The organism is Amycolatopsis sp. CA-161197, assembly GCF_050942255.1.
In the GTDB taxonomy this organism is placed as follows: domain Bacteria; phylum Actinomycetota; class Actinomycetes; order Mycobacteriales; family Pseudonocardiaceae; genus Amycolatopsis.
Genome location: NZ_CP192059.1, coordinates 7,640,951 through 7,660,848, shown reverse-complemented (window position 1 = coordinate 7,660,848; position 19,898 = coordinate 7,640,951). Strand labels below are relative to the sequence as shown.

Annotated in this window: 37 protein-coding genes; 35 read left to right on the top strand and 2 right to left on the bottom strand. The window is 69.0% G+C overall.

The window, feature by feature from the left end; all coding sequences use genetic code 11:
• Nucleotides 1-8: 8 nt before the first annotated feature.
• Together ACQPXB_RS36175 and ACQPXB_RS36170 are read right to left on the bottom strand one after the other, a co-directional pair.
• Complete coding sequence (locus ACQPXB_RS36175) at nt 9-302, bottom strand: hypothetical protein (protein ID WP_432846033.1); 294 nt, start codon at nt 300-302, stop codon at nt 9-11.
• A 202-nt stretch (nt 303-504) separates the two neighbouring features.
• Nucleotides 505-1,026: a hypothetical protein gene (locus ACQPXB_RS36170; protein ID WP_432846032.1), complete on the bottom strand. Its 522-nt coding sequence runs from the start codon at nt 1,024-1,026 to the stop codon at nt 505-507.
• Between the two features lie 202 nt (nt 1,027-1,228).
• Here ACQPXB_RS36170 and ACQPXB_RS36165 point away from each other — a divergent pair, with 202 nt between their 5' ends.
• The 35 genes from ACQPXB_RS36165 to ACQPXB_RS35995 all read left to right on the top strand — a co-directional run bounded on the left by ACQPXB_RS36165 (nt 1,229) and on the right by ACQPXB_RS35995 (nt 19,851).
• On the top strand, nt 1,229-1,603 hold the full coding sequence (locus ACQPXB_RS36165; RefSeq protein ID WP_432846031.1) for a hypothetical protein: 375 nt from the start codon (nt 1,229-1,231) through the stop codon (nt 1,601-1,603).
• Nucleotides 1,600-1,872, top strand: a complete 273-nt coding sequence (locus ACQPXB_RS36160; protein WP_432846030.1) for an excisionase family DNA-binding protein — start codon at nt 1,600-1,602, stop codon at nt 1,870-1,872. The genes ACQPXB_RS36165 and ACQPXB_RS36160 overlap by 4 nt, the downstream gene beginning before the upstream one ends.
• A gap of 40 nt (nt 1,873-1,912) precedes the next feature.
• Nucleotides 1,913-2,254, top strand: coding sequence for a hypothetical protein (locus ACQPXB_RS36155; RefSeq protein ID WP_432846029.1), 342 nt, complete (start codon nt 1,913-1,915; stop codon nt 2,252-2,254).
• Between the two features lie 71 nt (nt 2,255-2,325).
• Nucleotides 2,326-2,481 (top strand): hypothetical protein, encoded by a 156-nt coding sequence (locus ACQPXB_RS36150; protein ID WP_432846028.1) that lies wholly within the window; start codon nt 2,326-2,328, stop codon nt 2,479-2,481.
• Nucleotides 2,481-2,741, top strand: a complete 261-nt coding sequence (locus tag ACQPXB_RS36145; RefSeq protein ID WP_432846027.1) for a hypothetical protein — start codon at nt 2,481-2,483, stop codon at nt 2,739-2,741. Before ACQPXB_RS36150 ends, ACQPXB_RS36145 begins: the two co-directional genes overlap by 1 nt.
• A gap of 23 nt (nt 2,742-2,764) precedes the next feature.
• Nucleotides 2,765-3,088 (top strand): hypothetical protein, encoded by a 324-nt coding sequence (locus tag ACQPXB_RS36140; RefSeq protein WP_432846026.1) that lies wholly within the window; start codon nt 2,765-2,767, stop codon nt 3,086-3,088.
• A 106-nt stretch (nt 3,089-3,194) separates the two neighbouring features.
• Nucleotides 3,195-3,587 carry a hypothetical protein gene (locus ACQPXB_RS36135; RefSeq protein ID WP_432846025.1) on the top strand — a complete coding sequence of 131 codons (393 nt, stop codon included), beginning with the start codon at nt 3,195-3,197 and terminating at the stop codon, nt 3,585-3,587.
• On the top strand, nt 3,587-3,844 hold the full coding sequence (locus tag ACQPXB_RS36130; RefSeq protein WP_432846024.1) for a hypothetical protein: 258 nt from the start codon (nt 3,587-3,589) through the stop codon (nt 3,842-3,844). Before ACQPXB_RS36135 ends, ACQPXB_RS36130 begins: the two co-directional genes overlap by 1 nt.
• Entirely contained in the window at nt 3,841-4,896 is a 1,056-nt protein-coding gene (locus ACQPXB_RS36125; RefSeq protein WP_432846023.1) for a DUF5131 family protein, read from the top strand. The genes ACQPXB_RS36130 and ACQPXB_RS36125 overlap by 4 nt, the downstream gene beginning before the upstream one ends.
• Before the next feature lie 5 nt (nt 4,897-4,901).
• Nucleotides 4,902-5,192 (top strand): MerR family transcriptional regulator, encoded by a 291-nt coding sequence (locus ACQPXB_RS36120; protein WP_432856918.1) that lies wholly within the window; start codon nt 4,902-4,904, stop codon nt 5,190-5,192.
• A complete protein-coding gene (locus ACQPXB_RS36115) occupies nt 5,189-5,383 on the top strand; it encodes a hypothetical protein (RefSeq protein ID WP_432846022.1) in 195 nt (64 codons plus the stop codon). Before ACQPXB_RS36120 ends, ACQPXB_RS36115 begins: the two co-directional genes overlap by 4 nt.
• Entirely contained in the window at nt 5,383-5,745 is a 363-nt protein-coding gene (locus tag ACQPXB_RS36110) for a response regulator transcription factor (protein ID WP_432846021.1), read from the top strand. The genes ACQPXB_RS36115 and ACQPXB_RS36110 overlap by 1 nt, the downstream gene beginning before the upstream one ends.
• Complete coding sequence (locus ACQPXB_RS36105; protein WP_432846020.1) at nt 5,742-5,969, top strand: hypothetical protein; 228 nt, start codon at nt 5,742-5,744, stop codon at nt 5,967-5,969. Before ACQPXB_RS36110 ends, ACQPXB_RS36105 begins: the two co-directional genes overlap by 4 nt.
• Complete coding sequence (locus ACQPXB_RS36100) at nt 5,966-6,643, top strand: lambda exonuclease family protein (RefSeq protein ID WP_432846019.1); 678 nt, start codon at nt 5,966-5,968, stop codon at nt 6,641-6,643. Before ACQPXB_RS36105 ends, ACQPXB_RS36100 begins: the two co-directional genes overlap by 4 nt.
• Nucleotides 6,643-7,260 (top strand): hypothetical protein, encoded by a 618-nt coding sequence (locus ACQPXB_RS36095; protein ID WP_432846018.1) that lies wholly within the window; start codon nt 6,643-6,645, stop codon nt 7,258-7,260. Before ACQPXB_RS36100 ends, ACQPXB_RS36095 begins: the two co-directional genes overlap by 1 nt.
• A gap of 38 nt (nt 7,261-7,298) precedes the next feature.
• Nucleotides 7,299-7,811 carry a hypothetical protein gene (locus ACQPXB_RS36090; RefSeq protein ID WP_432846017.1) on the top strand — a complete coding sequence of 171 codons (513 nt, stop codon included), beginning with the start codon at nt 7,299-7,301 and terminating at the stop codon, nt 7,809-7,811.
• Nucleotides 7,808-8,080, top strand: a complete 273-nt coding sequence (locus ACQPXB_RS36085) for a hypothetical protein (protein WP_432846016.1) — start codon at nt 7,808-7,810, stop codon at nt 8,078-8,080. The genes ACQPXB_RS36090 and ACQPXB_RS36085 overlap by 4 nt, the downstream gene beginning before the upstream one ends.
• Before the next feature lie 91 nt (nt 8,081-8,171).
• Nucleotides 8,172-8,510, top strand: a complete 339-nt coding sequence (locus ACQPXB_RS36080) for a hypothetical protein (protein ID WP_432846015.1) — start codon at nt 8,172-8,174, stop codon at nt 8,508-8,510.
• The gene (locus ACQPXB_RS36075) at nt 8,507-9,385 is read left to right on the top strand and encodes a DUF2303 family protein (protein WP_432846014.1); all 879 of its coding nucleotides are present in this window, start codon (nt 8,507-8,509) and stop codon (nt 9,383-9,385) included. The genes ACQPXB_RS36080 and ACQPXB_RS36075 overlap by 4 nt, the downstream gene beginning before the upstream one ends.
• A gap of 86 nt (nt 9,386-9,471) precedes the next feature.
• Nucleotides 9,472-9,813, top strand: coding sequence for a hypothetical protein (locus tag ACQPXB_RS36070; protein WP_432846013.1), 342 nt, complete (start codon nt 9,472-9,474; stop codon nt 9,811-9,813).
• A complete protein-coding gene (locus ACQPXB_RS36065) occupies nt 9,814-10,620 on the top strand; it encodes a hypothetical protein (protein WP_432846012.1) in 807 nt (268 codons plus the stop codon). It abuts the gene before it with no gap.
• The gene (locus ACQPXB_RS36060) at nt 10,617-10,829 is read left to right on the top strand and encodes a hypothetical protein (RefSeq protein WP_432846011.1); all 213 of its coding nucleotides are present in this window, start codon (nt 10,617-10,619) and stop codon (nt 10,827-10,829) included. The genes ACQPXB_RS36065 and ACQPXB_RS36060 overlap by 4 nt, the downstream gene beginning before the upstream one ends.
• On the top strand, nt 10,826-11,200 hold the full coding sequence (locus tag ACQPXB_RS36055; protein WP_432846010.1) for a hypothetical protein: 375 nt from the start codon (nt 10,826-10,828) through the stop codon (nt 11,198-11,200). Before ACQPXB_RS36060 ends, ACQPXB_RS36055 begins: the two co-directional genes overlap by 4 nt.
• Complete coding sequence (locus ACQPXB_RS36050; protein ID WP_432846009.1) at nt 11,197-12,057, top strand: hypothetical protein; 861 nt, start codon at nt 11,197-11,199, stop codon at nt 12,055-12,057. The genes ACQPXB_RS36055 and ACQPXB_RS36050 overlap by 4 nt, the downstream gene beginning before the upstream one ends.
• Nucleotides 12,050-12,232 carry a hypothetical protein gene (locus ACQPXB_RS36045; protein ID WP_432846008.1) on the top strand — a complete coding sequence of 61 codons (183 nt, stop codon included), beginning with the start codon at nt 12,050-12,052 and terminating at the stop codon, nt 12,230-12,232. Before ACQPXB_RS36050 ends, ACQPXB_RS36045 begins: the two co-directional genes overlap by 8 nt.
• Before the next feature lie 101 nt (nt 12,233-12,333).
• Nucleotides 12,334-14,331 carry a DNA cytosine methyltransferase gene (locus ACQPXB_RS36040; protein ID WP_432846007.1) on the top strand — a complete coding sequence of 666 codons (1,998 nt, stop codon included), beginning with the start codon at nt 12,334-12,336 and terminating at the stop codon, nt 14,329-14,331.
• Between the two features lie 12 nt (nt 14,332-14,343).
• Complete coding sequence (locus ACQPXB_RS36035) at nt 14,344-14,730, top strand: hypothetical protein (protein ID WP_432846006.1); 387 nt, start codon at nt 14,344-14,346, stop codon at nt 14,728-14,730.
• On the top strand, nt 14,727-14,888 hold the full coding sequence (locus ACQPXB_RS36030; protein ID WP_432846005.1) for a hypothetical protein: 162 nt from the start codon (nt 14,727-14,729) through the stop codon (nt 14,886-14,888). Before ACQPXB_RS36035 ends, ACQPXB_RS36030 begins: the two co-directional genes overlap by 4 nt.
• A complete protein-coding gene (locus tag ACQPXB_RS36025) occupies nt 14,885-15,247 on the top strand; it encodes a hypothetical protein (protein ID WP_432846004.1) in 363 nt (120 codons plus the stop codon). The genes ACQPXB_RS36030 and ACQPXB_RS36025 overlap by 4 nt, the downstream gene beginning before the upstream one ends.
• A complete protein-coding gene (locus tag ACQPXB_RS36020) occupies nt 15,244-15,741 on the top strand; it encodes a DUF6011 domain-containing protein (protein ID WP_432846003.1) in 498 nt (165 codons plus the stop codon). Before ACQPXB_RS36025 ends, ACQPXB_RS36020 begins: the two co-directional genes overlap by 4 nt.
• A 200-nt stretch (nt 15,742-15,941) precedes the next feature.
• Entirely contained in the window at nt 15,942-16,415 is a 474-nt protein-coding gene (locus ACQPXB_RS36015; protein WP_432846002.1) for a hypothetical protein, read from the top strand.
• Complete coding sequence (locus ACQPXB_RS36010; protein ID WP_432846001.1) at nt 16,412-17,410, top strand: hypothetical protein; 999 nt, start codon at nt 16,412-16,414, stop codon at nt 17,408-17,410. The genes ACQPXB_RS36015 and ACQPXB_RS36010 overlap by 4 nt, the downstream gene beginning before the upstream one ends.
• Nucleotides 17,407-18,249, top strand: a complete 843-nt coding sequence (locus tag ACQPXB_RS36005; RefSeq protein ID WP_432846000.1) for a DNA adenine methylase — start codon at nt 17,407-17,409, stop codon at nt 18,247-18,249. Before ACQPXB_RS36010 ends, ACQPXB_RS36005 begins: the two co-directional genes overlap by 4 nt.
• On the top strand, nt 18,246-18,836 hold the full coding sequence (locus ACQPXB_RS36000; RefSeq protein ID WP_432845999.1) for a hypothetical protein: 591 nt from the start codon (nt 18,246-18,248) through the stop codon (nt 18,834-18,836). Before ACQPXB_RS36005 ends, ACQPXB_RS36000 begins: the two co-directional genes overlap by 4 nt.
• Before the next feature lie 277 nt (nt 18,837-19,113).
• The gene (locus tag ACQPXB_RS35995; protein ID WP_432845998.1) at nt 19,114-19,851 is read left to right on the top strand and encodes a DNA-methyltransferase; all 738 of its coding nucleotides are present in this window, start codon (nt 19,114-19,116) and stop codon (nt 19,849-19,851) included.
• The last annotated feature ends 47 nt before the right edge of the window (nt 19,852-19,898 follow it).

Genomic DNA, 19,898 nt, shown 5'->3' with positions numbered 1-19,898 from the left:
CCTCCCGATCAGGTGTCGAGCAGCCGCCGCTCGAGAGCCGCGTACTCGGAGGCGTAGTGCGACTTTCGGCTGCGGTTGGGGCTGGTGTGGTGACGGGACTTGTGTCTCTTGCCGCGTTTCCTCGAGGCCCGCTTGAACCGGTCCTCCGCGCGCCAGGCCAGGAGGCCGGCGAACAACGTCGTGGCGAAATGCAGGTTCGCCAGCTCGCCCGGCCAATGCAGAACGAAGGCGAGCACCGCGTGAGGTACGGCGAGGGCGAACAGAACGACGGTGGCGAGGAACAGTTTGACGTGTGTCGTCACTTTGGATGAGCTCCTTTGGGTGTACGGGCTAGGCCCGATTGCCGCAGGGTGTATCCGCTGTGCGTGACTTCGCGTTATTTGATCACGGCCAAATTGACTCTTCTGGACTACCGAGAGTGTTGCTGTTCGGTTAAGTTGTTGCGATTAGTTAGCAACCGCAACTATGGTGCCCAGCTTCCGAACCCGGTTCGGTTTGGCTGACCTATTCCTGTCGTGCGTCGGCTTGCTGCTCGCGGATCGACTTGGCGCGCTCGCGCTCGTACACGATCGCCGCCATCGCGCGTTCCGCGGCTTCCTCGCCGCGCATGAAGCGCTCGTGTTCAACGAACGCCAGCGTTTCCTGCACCGTCATGGTGACCATCTTCTGCCTGGCCTCCGCCGAGAACTCGTACGGCGGATCGTCGTGGCGCGGCCTCGAAAGTGGGGCTGGTGTATCGGGCACGGGCGGGATCTGGCCACCTTCGAGGACTAAGCGCGGCGTGCGCTCGGTCCAGTTGGGAAGCGCCTGACCGAGGGCTATGAGGAACGTGTGCCCTACGCCGGGGTCGCCGTTCTCGACGAGCTCCAGGCTGCGGACGTTCAGCTTGATGCCGGCTTCCTTGGCGGCCTTCACGAACTGGGGGCGCGACTTGCCGGTCGCCTCCCGGGCGGCGAGTACAGCGGCCGCGAGCCGCGCTCGCGCCTCGGGAGAGTAGTTCGCTGTCCGCACCCTGTCAGTCGCCACGCGCGCATGATCCCGCATGGGCGGGCATGGCCTCAACCCGGCGGGGCCTCGTTGGTAGCCACGTCTTCCGTGATCACCGCGTACTAGTACTCGCTCCATGTGAGGCATGTTAGCGCATGCTGAGGCATGTTGAGAAGAAAATGCGGGAAAATGCGGGACTATGCCTTGACTGGATCCCGCATGATCCCGCATGATCTGACTCATGCCCCTCCTCCATGGCCCCAAGGTGCGCCACCGCGCCGCGGCTCGCGGATGGGACCTCATCACCCTCGCGGCGAAGTCCCACATCCCGAAACGCGCGGTCCAGAACTGCACCCGCCCTCAGAACCCCCAGCCCATGCACCTCGCTCGGATCTACGCTCTCGCCGGCGCTCTCGCCGACGGAACTGGCGAGGACGAGCTTGACGTCTTCGCCGACATCGTCGACGACGCCGAGGTCGTCGCCGCTGCTCTCGCCGCGAAGGACGACCCGAAGAAGGAAGAGCCGAGGCGCGAGCCGACCGGCCCCACGCGCCGCCAGGAGAACGAGCGCACCACTGGCCCCAAGCGGGCTACCGACAGGGGAGCCGCGGCATGACGGCCGCGCTCGTCGCAGCGGTCGAAGAACTGGCCGAGCGAATCAAGCGCTTGGAGAAGGCCGCGGCCGCCCCCGTGCGCGTCGCCTGGAAGCCGCGCGAAATCTCCCAGATGACCGGGATCAAGTACCAGACCGTGCTCGACCTGATCCACAACGGCGAGCTCGGCCACGTCCCTGCCGGTCGGCTGCATGTCGTGCCCGACGAAGAACTGCAGCGCTACCTCTCACGCGGCATCAACACCGCCGGGCCCTCGAAGCGCATCGCCTGAACCACTTCAACCAGCCACGCCACCTGGAAGGCGCATCGTCATGCAGCACACCATCACCCTCGAACCGCTGACCGCCGACCTGCGCCGTGTCGCCGCGTTGCAGTCCGCGCCGCACCCGCTCGCGGTCGTCGAACGCACGGACGGCCACCTGGTCAAGGTCTGCGGCACGTTCGCGGATTCCGACACGGGCCGCGAGGTCGCCCGCTCCTACGCCCGCACGCTCGGCGCCACGTTCGACGACGGCAACTCGGTGCCCGCGCGCCGGCCGCTGCTCGCCCGCCTGGCCGCGTTCCTCGGTCGTGACCGCGAGGCCGCGCCGATCACCGGCCGCGACGCCGAGCGCGCCTACGAGCGCGCCGGCATCGGCTTCTTCACCTTCTGACCTGCGTCAACCAGCACAAAAAGAAGCCCGGTGCTGTGAACACCGGGCCCGATCAAGAGGAGTTGCCCCTCATGACCAAGAAGCATTCTGCCAGACGGTACGGACAGCACAGCCTGTCCGTGGCTGGCCGGGTGGACTTCTACCGCCTGTACCAGCGCGAGTGCGGCCAGCTGTTCTCGACGGCCGGCCTGTTCGGCGTGCTGCGCGCAGTTTGGCGGGCCGCCTGATGGCCGAGCTGACCGTCGAGGGCGACCTGCTCGCTGCGATGTTCGCCGCGTTGCGTGCCGACGTCGACAGCGTGCCGTTCCCGGAGTTCCCCGCACACATGCCGACGCAGCCGACGTTGCGCGTCGTCTCGCCGCGGTTCCCGCGTGTGGCCGCTGCCTCGCAGTGGGCCACGACGGTGGGCGCCGCGATCGCGGCGGCAGGCTGTTTCGCCGCGGCCGCCGTGCTGACCGTCGCGTCGGAACTGGGGGCGCGGCTGTGAACGACTTCGACACCGTGCGCGCCGTGCTCGACCACGCCGAGGCGCACATGGAGATCCCGAACCGGGCCGCCACGGTGGCCATCGCGGGCGCGCCGACGGTCCGGCTACGCGACGACGACGTGTTCGCGTTCCGGGCGTGGGTCGCGAGCCTGGCCCAGCGCTCGCCGGTGCACAGCGAGGTCGGCACGAACCGTGCGGTCCTGTCGGTGGTCGGCCTGATCCGATGCGGCAAGCGCGTGTCCGTGACCGTCGATGTCCGTGCGGACCTCCTCCGTCGGAACGAACTGGCCGGGTTCATCTCGGCCCATGAATTGGCACGCCTCGCGCCGCTGGTGGTGACGAGCTGATGAGCGACCAACGCCGCGACTACGGCCCACAAGGCTGCGCGAAGAAGAGCGTCCTCTTCGGACTCCTCGCCGTGCTGCTTCTCCGCCTGACACGGAAGGGAAACCGATGACGACGACCGAACGCAAGATCTCCGACGACCTGTTGCAGGCCTTCGACTCCATCGTCGAGCAGGGCGCAACTCTGCCGATCGAGGAGCTCAAGAAGCGGTACCGCGAGTCGAAGACGTTCGGCGAATACAACGAGCACCAGTTGTACCGCACGTTGATCGATCTACCGGTGACGGTCGACATGGTGCTCGGCAAGAACTCCGGCCCGGTGGGGAAGATCCTCGAAGGCCTTCGCGAGTTGCACGGCGACGACCTCGACTTCGTGTTGAACGGGCGTTCCGATGTGACGTTGCGGGTGCGGAAGTGGCGCGACGAGCAGACACTCCGCAAGCTGTGGCGCGAGTTCGCCGAGGACGAGTACAAGTCCAAGACCGTCACCGGCGGTGCGTGATGTACGAGTCCCGCGCCTACGACAAGCCGGGCGACTTCGGCCAGGAGCCGGTCGTCGTGCTCGTGGTGTCAGGCACGCACGACGTCTCGCGCCTCGTGAACCTCTTCAATGGCGGGTCCACGCTGTGCGAGCAGCTCGACGTCGGCCAGAAGCTCGCCGCTCAGGTCGCGCGCCACAACGGGGGCCGCGACGCGCTGAAGCTCCTTGCCCAGCACGGCGGCCCCGATCTCCTGCAGCGGCTGGATGGTGGAGCGTGAGTGACCAGAGCCGTATCGAGTGGACGGACGCCACGTGGAACCCGGTCACCGGGTGCACGAAGGTGTCGGCCGGCTGCGACCACTGCTACGCGGAGACGCTGCACGAACGGTTCAACGGCAAGGGCAGCTTCGCCACGGTGACGCCGCACCCGGATCGGCTGGAGAAGCCGGTCGGTTGGCGCAAGCCACGCCGCGTGTTCGTGAACTCGATGAGCGACCTCTTCCACAAGGACGTACCGGACCGCTTCATCGCGAAGGTGTTCCACACGATGGGCACGTCACCACAGCACACTTTCCAGGTACTGACGAAGCGGCCTGGTCGAATGCGGGCGCTGCTCAACAGCGTCGACTTCGTGAACCTGATGATCGACGTCGATCGGAAGACAGGCTTCGGGTCCACAAAGGAAAAGGAGGAGGAGCAAGCCCGTCTGTTCATCGCTTCGCCACGCTGGCCACTGCCGAACGTGTGGCTCGGCGTGTCCACGGAGGACCAGAAGTGGGCGGATATCCGGATCCCGGCGCTGCTCGATACGCCGGCCGCGGTGCGGTGGATCTCCGCCGAGCCGCTGCTCGGCCCCGTGACCCTGAATCCGTACTGGCTGCATGGCGCGCCTGAGTGGGGACCGGAGTACCGCGAGCCCACCAGCCCGACGGGCCTCCTCGTGCAGGACCTCGTCTCCGTGAAGCCGCAATTGGACTGGGTGGTCGTCGGCGGCGAGTCCGGACCTGGTGCCCGGCCGATGCATCCGGCGTGGGCACGGTCGCTGCGCGACCAGTGCGCGTCTGCGAACGTGCCGTTCCTGTTCAAGCAGTGGGGCAAGTGGTGCCCGCCGGCGCGCGAGTTTGGGCAGTCGCCGTACGACCACGTCACGAACGAGGACGCGTGCCAGGTCGTCTCAGCGGGCGGTGAGCTGCTGGGCCGCCCGTGGCCCGGCTGGGCTGTCCAGGACGGCACCCGCGACGCGCACGTGATGCGGAGCTACCGCAAGACAGACGCCGGCCGTGTGCTCGACGACCGCATCTGGGACGAGTACCCGGCGGTGACCGCGTGACGCAGATGTCGCTCACCGTCGTCGCAGGGCTGGCTGGGATCTCGTACCGGCAGGCCGACTACTGGTGCCGCAAGGGATTCATCCACGTTCCGTCAAAGGGGTCGGGGATCCATCGTCAAGTCGGTCCGGATGAAGCCGCGGTGCTGCGCACGATGGCGCGGCTCGTCGCCGCCGGGCTGGCACCGGACGCCGCCGCGCGCGTCGCGCGGCGGGGCGACGGCCGCGGCCGTTACGAGCTCGCCGACGGCGTCCACATCACTCTCGTTCCTCAGATCCAGAAAGGACCGTCCGTTTGACCGGCTACCCCGCTGTCCTGCTCGTCGCCGCCGCCGTTGCGCTCGCCGGCCTCGCCGTCCTGGTGCTCGTCGACAAACGCCGACCGCTGCGCCACCTCGATGACCAACCCCCGCAGGTCGGCGACGACCTCGACCGCATGACCGACGAACGCATCGCCGCCGAATCACGGCTCCACCGAAAGGCCCGCTGATGACCCACCTGTTGCACGCCGTCGATGTGCCCGCAGCAGAGTTCCCGCGGTTCGTCGGAATCCTCAGCCGCAACGGCTTCGAGCTCGCCGACGTCGAGACCGCGCCGAGCCAGGCGCCGCACCACCGCGTCGTTTCCGTGCGCACGGGTGCCGATGAGTCGGGTCTTTCCGAGCGCGAACTCGAGGTGCTGGCCGGAATGGCGGAGGGCAAGCGGAACCGGGAGATCGCCAGGGCCCTGTTCCTGTCAGAGGACACCATCAAGACCCACGCGCGGAAGATCTTCAAGAAGCTCGTCGTCTCCGACCGCGCCGCGGCCGTCGCTGAGGGGTACCGGCGCGGCATCCTCGGCGGTGTCCGGTGACGACACCCGAACTGTCGGCCGTGTCGTCTGAGACGGCCGTCGCCGCGTCGCTCGTCGGCCGTGACCCGGGCCGGGACCTGACGAAGTCCGAGCGCAAGGCCGTCGCCGAGACGCTGCACGGGAAGGGCTTCACGAACCGGGCGATGGCGCTGCACCTCGGCGTCTCCGAGAGCTACGTGAACCGCATCCTCACCGGCCGGCCACCCAAGAAAGGCCACCAGTGAGCCTCATTGAATACCCGGACGTGATCCAGGGCTCCGACGAGTGGCACGACCAACGCCGCGGGATCGTCACCGCGTCCGTCGTCGGGCAGCTTGTCACGCCGAAGGCCTTGAAGATCGCGGCCAACGACAAGAGCCGCAGCATCGTCGCGCAGCTCGTCGCCGAGCGAATCACCGGATACACCGATCCCACCTACGTCGGTGACGACATGCTGCGCGGCGTCGAGGACGAGCTACGAGCGCGCGACCTGTACGCCGAGGTGTATCAGCGGCCCGTCCGCGAAGTCGGGTTCCTCCTGCGCAAGGAGGGCACGTGGCAGTTGGGCTACTCGCCCGATGGGCTCGTCGGTGACGACGGACTGATCGAGGTGAAAGCACCGCGCGCCAAGGGACACCTGTCCACGATCCTCGCCGACGACGTGCCCGCCGAGTACATGGCGCAGTGCCAGGCCGGGTTGCTCGTGTCCGGCCGGGAGTGGCTGGACTTCATCTCGTTCTCGGGCGGGATGCCGATGTGGCACAAGCGAGTGCTCCCGGAGCCGGCGTGGCAAGACGCGATCGTCGCCGCCGTCGAGCAGTTCGAGGCGACGGCCGCGGAGATGGTCGCGGACTACGCCGGCAAGACCGAGGGACTGCCGCCAACCGAGCGGATCGTCTACCAGGAGATGAGGATCTAGTGGACCTCTCCGACACCATCGCCCCTACCAGCGACCAGCTCGACGCGGTCGATCTGCTGGCTGGGCCGCGCACGTTCACCATCGAGCGGGTCAGCCCGGGCAACGCCGAGCAGCCCGTCAACATCAAGCTCGCCGAGTTCCCGCGAGTCTGGCGGCCAGGGAAGAGCATGCGACGCGTGCTCGTGGCCTGCTGGGGGCCCGACGCGGCAACGTACGTCGGGCGTCGCGTCACCCTGTACTGCGATCCCACGGTGCGGTTCGGCGGGCAGGAGATCGGCGGGACACGGATTTCCCACCTGAGCCACCTGGAGAAGCGGCGGCAGGTACCGCTGCTGGTGTCGCGAGGGAAGTCCGCGATGTTCGTGGTGGAGCCGCTCGGCGCGTCGCCCGATATGCCGGAGCAGGTCGACTGGGACGCCAAGCTCGCCGAAGCCGCTGGCGATGTCGAAGCGCTGAAGGCGCTCTACAAGCTTGCTGGCCGTCTGGAGCCGAACAATCACGCGCTCGGCGAGCGGATCGCGAAGGCCGGCAAGGACGCGGCTGCCGCGCCGAGCGCATCCGCCGGTGGCGAGCCGAACGGCTACCTCCCGAACGACCCCGACCTCACCGCGCAGTGAGCGCACACCAGACCACTACCGAAAAGGACCACCATCACATGAAGCTCGAACTCGACCTGAACCAGCTGCTCGGCATGGAGTACGACGAGGAAGGCGAACCCGTCGGTCGCCGCCAGCTGCGCGACGAGGTCGTGGCCATCGCCGCCGCGACGCTCGTCAAGGAGGTCCGCGACGAGGCGAAGCACAGCGTCCGCGAAAACGTCGAGTCGACCGTTCGCGACGAGATCCGCGCGATCGTCCGCGAGGCGCTGTCCAAGCCGATCCAGCAGATGTCCACGTGGGGGGAGAAGAAGGGCCAGCCCGTCACCGTCCTGGAACTGGTGCGCACCCAGCTCGAAGCGTTTCTCACCAACGCCACCGAGAGCCGGGATCGCTACGGCAACGAGAAGCCGGCGAACCTGCGACAGCTCGTCGAGCAGGCCACGCGCGAAGTGATCTCGAAGGACATGCGCGAGGCCGTCAACGAGGCGAAGGCGGGCGTCACCAAGGAAATCACGCAGCGGGCGCTCAAGGCCGCCGTCGAGACGCTGACGCAGGGGCTGAAGCCGTGAACGCGCAGGAGCACGTTGGGGCTTCCGAGTGGTGGCTCGTGCACGGCGAGGCCGCGTACAAGGAGTTCGAGCGGGACACGGCGCCGCGTGACGCGTCGCTGCTCCGCCGCGCCGAGATCGCGGCGAAGTTCGCCACGGCGCACGCCGCTCTGGCCGCGTCCCTGGCGGTCGAGGAAGAACCGTCGTACGCAGTGAAGGCGCTCAACGGCGCCCTGATCCCGGTTTCGCCCGCCCCACCCCCCGCACCGCACGACGGCGGGCGGCACTGACGTGGCCGGCTGGGGGCGGGCTCACCCCCTTGCCTGGAGCCCTCGGCCGGCCACACCCCGAGACCTGGCACCACAACCGAAAGGAAGCCAGTTGTCCAACGAAACGTCCACACAGGACAAGGACGCGCCGAAACCGTTCGGCACGTTCCTCCTGCAGCACGCCAAGGGCCGCACCCACGACGAGCTCTCGCAGGCGCTGCAGGATGTCGTGCTCGCCTGCCGGGAGACCGGCAAGGCCGGCTCGATCACGCTCAAGCTCACGGTGAAGGCGCTCGACGACCAGGCGTTCGAAGTCGTCGACGCCATCTCCATCAAGGCCCCGCAGGGGGCACGCCCGAAGTCCATCTGGTTCGCCACCGACGACGGCGAACTCACCCGCGACAACCCGCACCAGCTCGCCCTGATGCAGACCGAGGAGAACGCCAGATGACCGCCCCCGACATCGAGAACCTCGTCACCACTGCAGCCGACCTCGGTCGCCGCGACGCCGAGCGCAAGCCGGAGCCGTACGAGCTCGACGACGAAAGCTCGATCGTCGTCGCCCGGGTGCGCAACGACGAGAGCGTCCAGGTTCATGACCTGGAGGTGCACCTGTTCGAGCCGCGCCAGCCCCGTGGCCGCGCCATCGTGCATGACCCCGGCGACTTCGCCGGCTACGCGATCCGGCTCGCCGACGAGGACACGACCACGGTCTGGGCAGACCTCAACGCCGGCACGGTGACTGCCGTGCTCGACGACCACGCGCACTCCGACCGCGCGGGTTGGCGCCGACACACGGTGACTCTGGACCTGCAGCCTGACCCCGACTGGCAGGAGTGGGAAGCGGCCGACAAGAAGTTGATGGGGCAGGCCGAGTTCGCCGAGTTCCTCGAGCAGCGGCTGCACACCATCGCTAGCCCTCCGGCGGCCGACCTCTACGAGGTGGCCGTGTCGCTGCAGGCGACCCGGTCGGCGTCGTTTCGCAGCGGTGTCCGGCTGGCGAACGGCGACACGCAGGTCGCCTACGACGAGGAGACCACGGCGAAGGCGGGCAGCAAGGGGAACTTGGAGATCCCCGACAGCTTCACGGTGAGGCTGGCGCCGTTCGCCTACACCGACCCGGTCGAGGTGGTCGCGAAGCTGCGGTACCGCATCGAGCAGGGACGTCTGAAGATCGGCTTCGTGCTCATACAGCCGCACGTCAAGCGCCGCGACGCTTTCGCGTCGATCGTCGGCCGGCTGCGGGACGAGCTGAAGCTCTCCGACGGCACGGCGCTGCCGGTGTACCTCGGCGCACCGCCCGCAGCGACTGCGCCACTGCGCTGACCCCGCTGCCCGAACGGGCAGTGCACGACCCGCGCGGCCCGGCCCACGCCGGCCGGGCCGCGGCCCACCAGAGAAGGGAGGCCCTCGTGTCCACCACCGAACTCACCGGCGACCGCTACCTGGAAACCCTCGTGCCCTCGGCCGAGAAGCTCGTCCAAGCGGTCCGCGAGGACAACCCGATGTTCGTCGAGGCGATGCTCGCCGACGCCGAAATGGTCTACGGCGACGCGCTCGACGGTGCCCGCGCCCTCGTCGTTCTTCTGGCCGGCATGGTGCCCGACGATCAGACAGCCGAGGAACTGCTTCGCTGGCGAGCCAACCCGGCCGAGTACCAGCGACTTCGTGCGACCGGCGTCTCCGCCCGCGAGGCCGCAGAGCTCGCCGCGCAGGTACCGCCGCCGCGCCGACCGCATCGGAGGTCGGCCTGAATGGCGCGCTCGCACGCCCGCATGCTGTTCACCATCTGGCAGGGACTGTCAGATGTGGACGGTGACGCCGCGAAGCTGGCGTACTTCGTAGTGATGTCGGAGCCGACGACCACGCAGTGCGGCAGCGGCCCTGTCCGGCTGGGCAAGTGGCTGAAGAACCTCGGCTGGGACGACGAGCAGAAGGTGCGCGACGCGCTCGACGAGCTTGAGAAGAAGCGCAAGGTACTGATCGACTGGGACACCGACGAGTTTCTGCTGCGCTCGTTCATCCGCTCCGACGAGGTATGGCGACAACCGCAGGTGCTCCGCGGTGGGCTGAAGGCCGCGCGGCAGATCGAATCGCCTCGACTGCGGCACGAGTTGGCGATCGAGTTGCGCCGGATCCACGACGAGTTCGTCGGCGAGGTCGACGGGCTGACGTGGGAGGTGCTGGCCAACGAAGTCCCGCGAGCAGCGGACCTGCTCGACGGCGGGAGCACCGAGGTCGCGCTCGACGAGGAGATCGCTGGTCGTGCAGCCGCAGCCGTGCTCGCGCCGCGAGTAGTGGAGGGCCGGCCGCCGGAGCGGTGCCCGAAGCACCTGGCGAAGCCGGCGGCGCGCGCCTGCCGTGCGTGCGGCGCGGCCCGCGACAAGGCGCGCGAGTGGTCGCGCGCGAAGGACGAGGAGAACGCGGCCGATGCGCGTGCGCGTGCGGAGGTTCGGCGCGCGGCGATCGACGCGTGCGCGCGCTGCGACTCGGAGGGCTACGCCGGCAAGGCGTTGTGCGATCACGCGCCGCGGCCAGTGCTGATCAGGAGGTCGTCGTGAAGCTGGACCGCACCGGCGACGAGGTCGTCGAGGGCGAGCACGAGTGCGACGGCGGGTTCGTCGACCGTGACGCCGACCCGCCGCTGCGCCCGTGTCTGATCTGCCGCCCGCAGCTGGCCCCGCACCGGCTGCGCGCGAGGACACATGGACTGCATGACCAGATCGCTCGCGAAACGCGCGAGCGCACTGAACGAAACGAGGAAGCATGAGCAACTTGGTGGAGCACGCCCGGACGGAGCTGCAGTTGCTGGGCGAGGACCCGGTCTACAGCGCGTCCCTCGTGGCCGCTGTCGCCGCGTTCGCGTCGTTCGGGCACAGCGGCGGGTCGTCGGCGTGCGCCCGCGAGCAGCTGCACGCGCTGCTCGCGTTCCAACCGCTGACACCGTTGACCAACGACCCCGACGAGTGGTGCGACGTTGCCGACCACGGCCCCGGCACGGCGTTGTGGCAGAACCGTCGCAACCCGGCCGCGTTCTCGAACGACGGCGGTAAGCACTTCTGGCTCACCACGGACCCGAAGGACGACCACGACGAGCTTCCGCGCTACGTGGCCGCGGCCAAGAAGCCGGCGAGATCATGACGGCCATCGACTTCCGCCGGTCCTGTTCGCGTGCCCTCGCGGTGCTGCTCGGCCACGCGTGGCGCACTTGCGCCGCGTGCGGCCGCGGATACAGCGACCGCGATAAGGCGACCACCGAGCACATCGAGACCATCCCTGGTGGCGAGGACGACCGTCGCCTGCTGTGCCCGTCGTGCACGGACGCCGGAGTCGGCTGCCGGGCGCACGGCGGCGCGTGGGTGCACGACGGGTGCGAGCACGTTTCGGACGCCGAGGTGTGGCCGGCCGACGACACCGACGAGGAGCCGGGGCGGTCGGGCCCGTACCGGATGACCGATGCGCCGACGAACCCGAACATGCCGACCGTCGTGAGTTTCGGCGGGCTGGTCGCTGCCGGCCGCGATGAGCCGGAGCTCTACATCCCGTTGTCGAGCAGTGTCCGGAGCCGTGAACTGTTGCGCCAGTTGATCGCGCCGACCGTCGTGGAGATCGCCGATCGGCGCACGCGTGCGGAGGAACGGGAAGCGAACCGCGCCTCCGAGCGCGAAGCGGTACTCGACCGCCATCGCGACGTCCTCGCCGCGATCCCGGACACCGACCAGAACGCCGTGATCCGCGACTTGCTGCGCGCGCACGCGCCGGTGCTGGGTGGCGCTGGCGAGCTGGAGTGCCGCGGCTGCGCACAGGTGCCGGGCTGGGACAGCGAGGACGACGAGTACGAGGCGCGTTGGCCGGAGGCACCGTGTCCAACGTGGACAACGATCACGCGCCTGCACGCCCGCGACAGCGAGACGAAGCAGACCACGCCGTGCGGGCGTGCGGACGCGGACTGCGGGATGCACGGTGGCACGGCCCACTGCGGAGGATGCCGTGGCTGAGCGCGAGTTCACGCCCGACCAGATCGAGCACGGCATCGCCTGCGCGGTCAAGGAACGGAACTTCGAGGTGATCCCGAGCCTCGTCGAGTTGCTCGCGATCCAGGACCCACGCCGCGCGCAGACGGTGCTCGACGCGCTCCACGGCCGCATAACGATCGAGGTGACCCGTGGCTGAGGACCGCACTGAGGAGGTCGTGACCGACCTCGTCGAATCCGATCGCCCGCCCGCCGACCTCGCCGACAAGGTGAAGAGCCAGATCCCCGAAGGGAATAGCCGTGCCTGACCAGACACGCACCGCCGTGCATCGTCCCGCGAAGCGCAGACGTCGATTCCGCCACGACGACCTGGTCGCGGTCGACCTCTTCAGCGGCTTCGGTGGTCTCACGCGAGGAATCGAGATGGCCGGATTCACGACGATCATGGCGGCGAACCACAACTCGTACAAGGTCGAGGTGCACGAGGCGAACCACCCGGACGCCGAGCACTGGATCGCCAACCTCGTCGACAAGGAATCCGCCGACTACCACTCGGCTCGCGACCTCCCGGCTGGGGACATTCTCGTCGCCGGCGTGAGCTGTGTGAACCACTCGCAGGCGAACACGCAGAAGGCTTACGAGCAGGGCATGAACCTGTTCGACCTCGACGATCCGGACTTCGACGCCCGGGTCACGCGGTCCGAGCGCGACCGGGCGACCGCGAACTGCGTGCTGCACTACGCGGCCCAGCACCACCCCCGGCTGATCCTCGTCGAGTGCACGACCGGACTCGCGTCCTGGGGCCCGGCGCTGCCAGGCAAGCCGAAGGTCGGTGATGGCTCGACGTACCGGTGGTGGCTGAAACAGTTCAAGAACATCGGCTACGAGTACAAGATCCTGTACCTGAACAGCATGTTTTTCGGCGTGCCGCAGTCACGCGATCGCGGTTACTGGGCGTTCTGGGACAAGCGCCTGCCGACTCCGGACCTTGAGCACCGGCCACCGTCGTGGTGCGGCCGGTGCTCCACGGTCGTCGAAGCCGTGTGGACGTGGAAAACCGGCATCCCTCCGACCGGATTGGTGCAGTACGGGAAGCAGTACAACTACCGCTGCCCGTCCTGCCGCAGCGAGGTAATTCCGCCGATGACGCCGTCGCTGCACGCGCTCGACCTGACCAACCTCGGCAGCCGCATCGGCGACAAACCGCTCAAGAAGCACCGGGACGGCTCGACCGGGCCGCTCGCGAAGGCGACCATGGAGCGCGCCGAGCGGTGTCGCCAGCGGTTCGCCGAGTTCCCCGCGGTGCTCATGCCGGCCAAGGCAGTGCACGGCACCGAGAAGCACCCGTGGCAGCCGATGGCGACGCAGACCAGCCAGCAGGAGACCGCGATCCTGTCGACCGGTGCGCTGATCGGCGCGGCCGGGAACACCTACGAGCGGCCCGGTTCCGACTGCCGCAGCCGCGGACTGGACCAGCCTCTGTGGGCGCAGACCGGCACGAACGGAACCGGACTCGTCACACCGCCGGTCGCGGTCGCCACGGGCGCGGTCATCGCGGCACACCGGCACAACGGCGACGGGCAGCACATCACGCGGCCCATGGACACGGTGACCTCGACCCACGAGAAGGCCGTGCTGCTGGCCATCGACAACTACCAGGGCGCGCCGCGCAGCGCTGCCGACCCGCTGCCGACGCAAGTCGGCTCGGAAACCCTCGGCTTGGTATCGGCCGGCATCGTGCCGTTCCGCCGAAACACCGTCCCGACCGTGCACGGCGAGGCGATGCCGACAGTGACCTCGGACCAGATCCCCGGCCTGCTCACGGCCGCGGGGACGATCAAGAACAACGGATCGATCCAGGAAGCCGGTTACCGCGCCCACCCGGTCAGCGCTCCACTCGGCACCGTCGTGGCCACCGCCGCGAGCCAGAGCTTGTTGTTCTCCGGCTGGTACAAGCAGAACGGCTCCGGCGCCGAGGCGACCGCGCCGCATCCCCTCACCGACCCACTCGGGACACTCACCGCGCGCGACACCACCGCGATCCTCGCCGCCGAATGGCGTGCTGCCCTCGCCGACCTCAAGCTCGAAGACTGCTACTTCCGCATGATGGCCGCCCACGAGATCGGTCGCGGCTGCGGCTTCGACGTCGACTTTCCCGGATACGACGGCAGCTTCATCGTGTGGGGATCCGCGCGTGACCAGACTGACGGCTTCGGCAACGCCGTCTCGCCGAACGTCGGCGCCTGGATCGGTGCCCGGCTGCGCGCCATCCTCCACCCCATCGAGAACGCGGCGTGAAAGGCAAACCCAGTGACCGATGACTTCTACGGCCGCGCCGAGCAGCAGTGGCGCGGCACCAACCAACGCCGAGACGCCGTCACCGGCCGCGTCGTCCCGCTCAGCGCCTGCGACCGCGTCGACATCGCGCAACTCGCCGAGCGCATGCGCGTCGCGGCCGGCGCCGTGCGCGTCGAGCGTTGCGAACGCACCGAGCTCCCGAAGGACTCCTGCGCGCACTGCCGCCCCGGCGGCGACCGGCCGCCGTCCAAGGTGGACAACCGGGCTCGGCTCTTCACCGCGTCCTACCCCGGAAACTGCGCCGTCTGCGGCCTCTCGTTCCGCCCCGGTGCCACCATCGAACGCCTGCCCGAGAAACAGGGCTTCGCGGGGCCGTGCTGCGCCGAGGTGAACGCGTGACCGTCCGAACCCAGACGACCGTCGGCCCCGGCCCGGCGCCGATCCCGCCGCTGCCGTGTGACGTCTGCGGTCAACGCGGACTTATCTTCCCGCGCGGCGAGATGCCGACGTGCATCTTCTGCACGCCGCGCCCCATCCAGAAACGAGCCGCCGCATGACCCGCAATCGCGCCTCGGCCAAGGCCGCCGGCACCCGGTTCGAGACCAGCATCGCCGCGTACCTCGCCGAGCACGTCGACGACCGCATCGAGCGCCGTGCGCGGAACGGCGGCAAGGACCGCGGCGACATCGGCGGGGTCCGCGCGCCCGGCGGCGGCCGGGTGGTCGTCGAGTGCAAGGACGTCGCCCGCACGGACCTGGCCGGCTGGACCAGCGAAGCCGAGATCGAGCGTGGGAACGACGATGCGATCGCCGGGTTCGTCGTCCACAAGCGACGGGGAACCGCCGACCCGGCACGCCAGTACGTCACCGGAACCGTGGCCGACCTCGTCGCGCTGCTCACCGGGGAGCGACCTTGACCGCGCGCTGCCAACGCCCGAAATGCCGCCGGCTCCTGCGTACCGAGGAGTCGATTCGCCGCGGTATGGGCCCGGTGTGCTGGCGCCGCGAGCACCCGCCCGAGCCAGCTGTCGCCTCGACCGTGGCCCGCCCGATCGACCCGAACCAGATCCCCTTACCCCTGGAGGTGCCCGTGGACGACGTCAACAGCCTCATCAACCAGCGGCTCGACGAGTTCCAGAAACTCGCCGACCAGACATCCCAGTCGATCATCTCCGGCGCTACCGAACCGCCTGCCGCGTTCGCGTTCATGCTCCGCATCTTCGTCGAGGCGACCTACCTGGCCGTGCTTGCCCAGGTGAAACCGGACCTCGCCGAGGCCACCGCCGCGTGGCTGAAAGACGCGACAGAAGCGGCCGACGGGACGGTGCTGGAGGTCGCCTACGAATGGCGCCAGCAGATCGCCGCCGGGGACACGCTGTGGCTGCCTCACGTGATCCTCGAGCGCCTGTAACCCGGCCCCCCAATCACCGTCCAGGAAGGACAGAACCAGTGATCGACATCGTAGAGTTGATCGACGAGGCGACGGCGCCGGCGTGCGGCTGGTGCTCGAAGCCGCTCTCACCGGACGGCGGGTCCCTGGACTTCTGCGACTTCGACCCGAGCCGGTCGGGCCCGGATCAGTGCCAAAGCCGTTGGTACGCCGAACGTTCCGTGCGGCTGGTCGGCTACCGGGAAGCCGGACACGACTTCTTGGTGGACGCCGTCCGCACACCTGGAATCCGTACCCAGCCGGTGCCGGGCACCGAGCGCGAGTGGCAGGAGTTCGGACACGTCATCGACGGACCGCCGAGCCTGATGTTTGCTCCTCCCACAAGGCGGGGCGGCCGGTCACCCGCGGAAATCTTCTGCAACATCACCATCGACCTCGCCCTGTTCACGGAGGCTATCGGACGGGCGTCGGCGCAGCTCGCACGCGCGTTCGCTGTACCGCTGCCGTTGCTGCTTGGCGAACCTGTCGACTTCGAAACCGCGATGCTGGGCGCGGAGCCCAGCGACTTCGTGGTCGACGAGCCGTGCCGCGCGGAGCAGATGCGGTCCGCGCTCGAAGCACGCCGGAACCGCAACACCGGGCCACGCCACCAACCCCGCGCCCCGCGGCGCATCGACGCGAGGAGGACCCGTTGAACAACCAGTGCGCCACCGGGTGCGGCCGGCCGACCGACACCGGCCTGTGCCGCAGCTGCCTCGACACCCTGCTGAGTGCGCTCCGCGACGTCGAATGGCTGCTCCCCGAACTCGACGTCACCGTGGCCCGACAGTCGAAGGCGTCCCGCGGCGGCATCGGGTTCGTCACCGGCAGTGGGGGGCAGGCTATGCCGCTGCACCTCGGCGCGTCGAACCTCGTCGACGACCTCCGCGATTTCCTCTCCGGCTGGGTGCACAACCTGTGGGAGGACTACAGCGTCCGCTGGTGGGTCTGCCAGGGCTGCGGCGCCGAGGACCACACCGGCGAACGCCAGCACGCTGCGCCGTTCGAAGGCACGGAGTGCGGCAGCACGCGATGGGAGCCGCACCGGCACCCGCTCGACCTCGCCATCCACCCGCTGCCGCTCTCGCGTTGGCTCCTACGGCATCCATCGTGGCTTGCCTCGGCCCCCTACGCCGAAGAGCTGAACAGCGAGATCCTCGGCCTCGTCGAGCGCGGAAAGCGGATCGTGTCCGGGCCCGTCGACCGCGTGTACCTCGGCATCTGCTCGGCAGACCTGCACCTCGGCGACGACGAAAACGGCGACCCGATCGCGTTGTGTCAGCGGGACCTGTACGGGCTCCCGAACCGCGCGTACGTCGTGTGTCCCGACTGCGGTTCGGAGTGGGAGATGCATGCCCGCCGGGACCACATGCTCGAGGCGATGCGGGAGCAGTTGCTCACCGCGACCGAGTTGTCGCGGGCGCTGCCGAACTACCTCGACCGGCCCGACGACAAGCCGGTGACGGCGGCGATGATCCGCGGGTACGCGAAACGCGGACGGCTCGTCGCCCACGGCGCATCGGCGGCGTCCGAGGACGACCTCATGGATGGCGTCGAGCAGCTGCGCCGAGGACACGCCTACGCCCCGCGGTACCGCGTCGGGGACCTCCTCGACTTGCTCGAGGCCCAGACGATCGCGGAGGCGTCATGAAGCCGCCGTTCGCCTACTTCGGCGGGAAGACACGGCTCGCCGAGCAGATCGCGGCCGCTTTCCCGGCGCACGAGCACTACGTCGAGCCCTACGGCGGATCGCTCGCGGTGCTGCTCGCCAAGCCGCGCAGCCGCATGGAGACCGTGAACGACCTCGACGGCGACCTCATGACGTTCTGGCGAGTGCTACGCGACCAACCCGCCGAGCTCGCCCGCGTGTGCGCGCTCACCCCGCACTCGCGCGCCGAGTTCCTCGAGGCATACGCGCTGGGCCTCGAGGCCCCCGACGATGTCGAGCGCGCCCGCCGCGTGTGGGTCCGGCTCTCGCAGTCGCGGTCGGGCACGCTGCTGCGGACCGGGTGGCGCCACTACGTCGACCCTGCCGGGTCGAGCGCGTCGATGCCGGGCTACCTCGCCGGGTACGTCGACCGCATGGCACCGGCCGCGGCGCGCCTGGCCGGGGTGTCGCTCGAGTGCCAGCCCGCGCTCGAGCTCATCACCCGTTATGGGCAGAGCCGGAACGTGCTGCTGTACGTCGACCCGCCTTACCTCGGCAGCACCCGCTTCTCCGGTGGCTACCGGCACGAGATGAAGGGTGAGACCGAGCACCGCGACCTCGCCGCCGTCCTCCGCGCATGCAAGGCCACCGTGGTCCTGTCCGGCTACGACTCGCCGCTGTACGCCGAGTTGTACCCCGAGTGGCACGTCACCCGCATCGAGACCATGACCGGCCAGGGCGGCACTCGGCAGGAGCGCACCGAGGTGCTGTGGTCCAACCAGCTCCCCGAACCCACGCTGTTCGGCGCGGTCGGCCTCGAGGTCTACGGGAGGGCGTCGTGACGGTCGCCGCTCGCCGCGGCCGTGAGCCCGGCCCACGGCCGAAGGGAATCTGCCCGGAGTGCGGCGAGCTTCGCCACCTCCGCGCGGATGGCGTGCTCGGCCAGCACAAGCGGATCTTCCGGCGGCACTACCGCGGACAGACCTGCGCCGGCGTCGACCAGATGCCAGCCATCTACGGCCCCGGACTTCCGGCGGATGAGGAAGTAGATAACGGCGGGGCCGAGCAGCTCGATCAACAAAGGCACCCTGCCCGCCGTGGGCCGGGAGAACGAAAGGAAACCATGTCCTACCACCGCAAGCCGAACAACGTGAACGAAATCCTGATCACCCCGACCACCAGTTTCAACGACGTCGCTGCACTCTTCGCCGATGCCGACCCCAATGCGTACGGCCTCTCGGCTGCGGCCTGCCAGAACAGCACGCTCATCGTCGTGGTCGCCGGCCGGGATGTGCCCGACTACTCGGTCACCCTTGTCATCCCGGCAGGCGCCTACCTCCGCGTCGAGACCACCCCGGCTGGTCGCGTCGTCGACACGCAGATCGCGACCGTCGCGCTCGCTGACGACCCGAACTACATGGCCGCCTGAGTTTCAGCTGGCCCCGGTGCGTTTGCCAGAGGCCAACACCCCGGGGACCGCTCGGCGACAGGCGGCGAGTCCGGATGATCCCGTTCCTCGAGGCCGGCGAGAACGCCTACTGGCCGTTCTGACGTCGCGCGGCCGCCGGAGATCTGCTCCCCGGCGTTGATCTCTGGCGGCCGATATGCGACGGTGGAAACGCAACGCCCACAACTGAATATCGTCAAGTCGACGTGTGGCCCGGCATCCCGTAGGTGCCGGGCCTCTCGTCTGAAAGCGAGCACCGATGCACCAGCTCCACCACGGCGACGCGCTGTCGCTCCTGTCCACTCTCGACGCCGGCTCCGTTGACGCGGTGATCACTGACCCGCCGTACAACTCCGGCGGCCGCACCATGTCCGAACGCACGAACACCAGCGCGCGCCGCAAGTACGTCAGCAGCGACGCGCAGCACACCCTCGCCGACTTCGGCGGCGACAGCCGCGACCAACGCTCCTACACCCACTGGCTCGCCCTTATCCTCGCTGAGTGCCTGCGCGTCTCCCGCGAAGGCGCGGCCGCGCTGGTCTTCGCCGACTGGCGCCAGCTGCCCGCAACCTCCGATGCCCTGCAGGCTGCCGGCTGGACGTGGCGCGGCGTCGTCGTCTGGCACAAACTGATCGCCCGCCCACGGCGCGGCGGCTTCAGCCAGAACACCGAGTACCTGCTGTGGGGCAGCAACGGGCCCGTCCTGGCCGACCGCAACCCCGTGTGCCTACCGGGCCTCGTGTCTGGCTCCCAGCCGCGCGGCGACGCCCGCCACCACATCACGCAGAAGCCCGTCGACGTCATGCGGCAGCTCGTCCAGATCTGCCCGCCCGGCGGCACCGTGCTCGACCCCTTCGCGGGCGCCGGCACGACGGGCGTCGCCGCGCTCACCGAGGGCCGGCACTTCGTCGGCGTCGAGCTGTCCGAGCACTACCACGACATCGCCTCGCAGCGGTTATCCGAGAGCGACACGGCCGATCCGGGCGGAGAGGACTAGACCGTCTCGCCGTAGCCCTCCCACCTCCACCGTGGCACGCGTCGAGG

Excerpts from the sequence above, each read along its gene's own strand:
- ACQPXB_RS36165 (WP_432846031.1), top strand. The coding sequence starts at position 1,229 with ATGCCCCTCCTCCATGGCCCCAAGGTGCGCCACCGCGCCGCGGCTCGC.
- ACQPXB_RS36160 (WP_432846030.1), top strand. The coding sequence starts at position 1,600 with ATGACGGCCGCGCTCGTCGCAGCGGTCGAAGAACTGGCCGAGCGAATC.
- ACQPXB_RS36155 (WP_432846029.1), top strand. The coding sequence starts at position 1,913 with ATGCAGCACACCATCACCCTCGAACCGCTGACCGCCGACCTGCGCCGT.
- ACQPXB_RS36150 (WP_432846028.1), top strand. The coding sequence starts at position 2,326 with ATGACCAAGAAGCATTCTGCCAGACGGTACGGACAGCACAGCCTGTCC.
- ACQPXB_RS36145 (WP_432846027.1), top strand. The coding sequence starts at position 2,481 with ATGGCCGAGCTGACCGTCGAGGGCGACCTGCTCGCTGCGATGTTCGCC.
- ACQPXB_RS36135 (WP_432846025.1), top strand. The coding sequence starts at position 3,195 with ATGACGACGACCGAACGCAAGATCTCCGACGACCTGTTGCAGGCCTTC.
- ACQPXB_RS36130 (WP_432846024.1), top strand. The coding sequence starts at position 3,587 with ATGTACGAGTCCCGCGCCTACGACAAGCCGGGCGACTTCGGCCAGGAG.
- ACQPXB_RS36120 (WP_432856918.1), top strand. The coding sequence starts at position 4,902 with ATGTCGCTCACCGTCGTCGCAGGGCTGGCTGGGATCTCGTACCGGCAG.
- ACQPXB_RS36110 (WP_432846021.1), top strand. The coding sequence starts at position 5,383 with ATGACCCACCTGTTGCACGCCGTCGATGTGCCCGCAGCAGAGTTCCCG.
- ACQPXB_RS36090 (WP_432846017.1), top strand. The coding sequence starts at position 7,299 with ATGAAGCTCGAACTCGACCTGAACCAGCTGCTCGGCATGGAGTACGAC.
- ACQPXB_RS36075 (WP_432846014.1), top strand. The coding sequence starts at position 8,507 with ATGACCGCCCCCGACATCGAGAACCTCGTCACCACTGCAGCCGACCTC.
- ACQPXB_RS36065 (WP_432846012.1), top strand. The coding sequence starts at position 9,814 with ATGGCGCGCTCGCACGCCCGCATGCTGTTCACCATCTGGCAGGGACTG.
- ACQPXB_RS36055 (WP_432846010.1), top strand. The coding sequence starts at position 10,826 with ATGAGCAACTTGGTGGAGCACGCCCGGACGGAGCTGCAGTTGCTGGGC.
- ACQPXB_RS36050 (WP_432846009.1), top strand. The coding sequence starts at position 11,197 with ATGACGGCCATCGACTTCCGCCGGTCCTGTTCGCGTGCCCTCGCGGTG.
- ACQPXB_RS36025 (WP_432846004.1), top strand. The coding sequence starts at position 14,885 with ATGACCCGCAATCGCGCCTCGGCCAAGGCCGCCGGCACCCGGTTCGAG.
- ACQPXB_RS36005 (WP_432846000.1), top strand. The coding sequence starts at position 17,407 with ATGAAGCCGCCGTTCGCCTACTTCGGCGGGAAGACACGGCTCGCCGAG.
- ACQPXB_RS35995 (WP_432845998.1), top strand. The coding sequence starts at position 19,114 with ATGCACCAGCTCCACCACGGCGACGCGCTGTCGCTCCTGTCCACTCTC.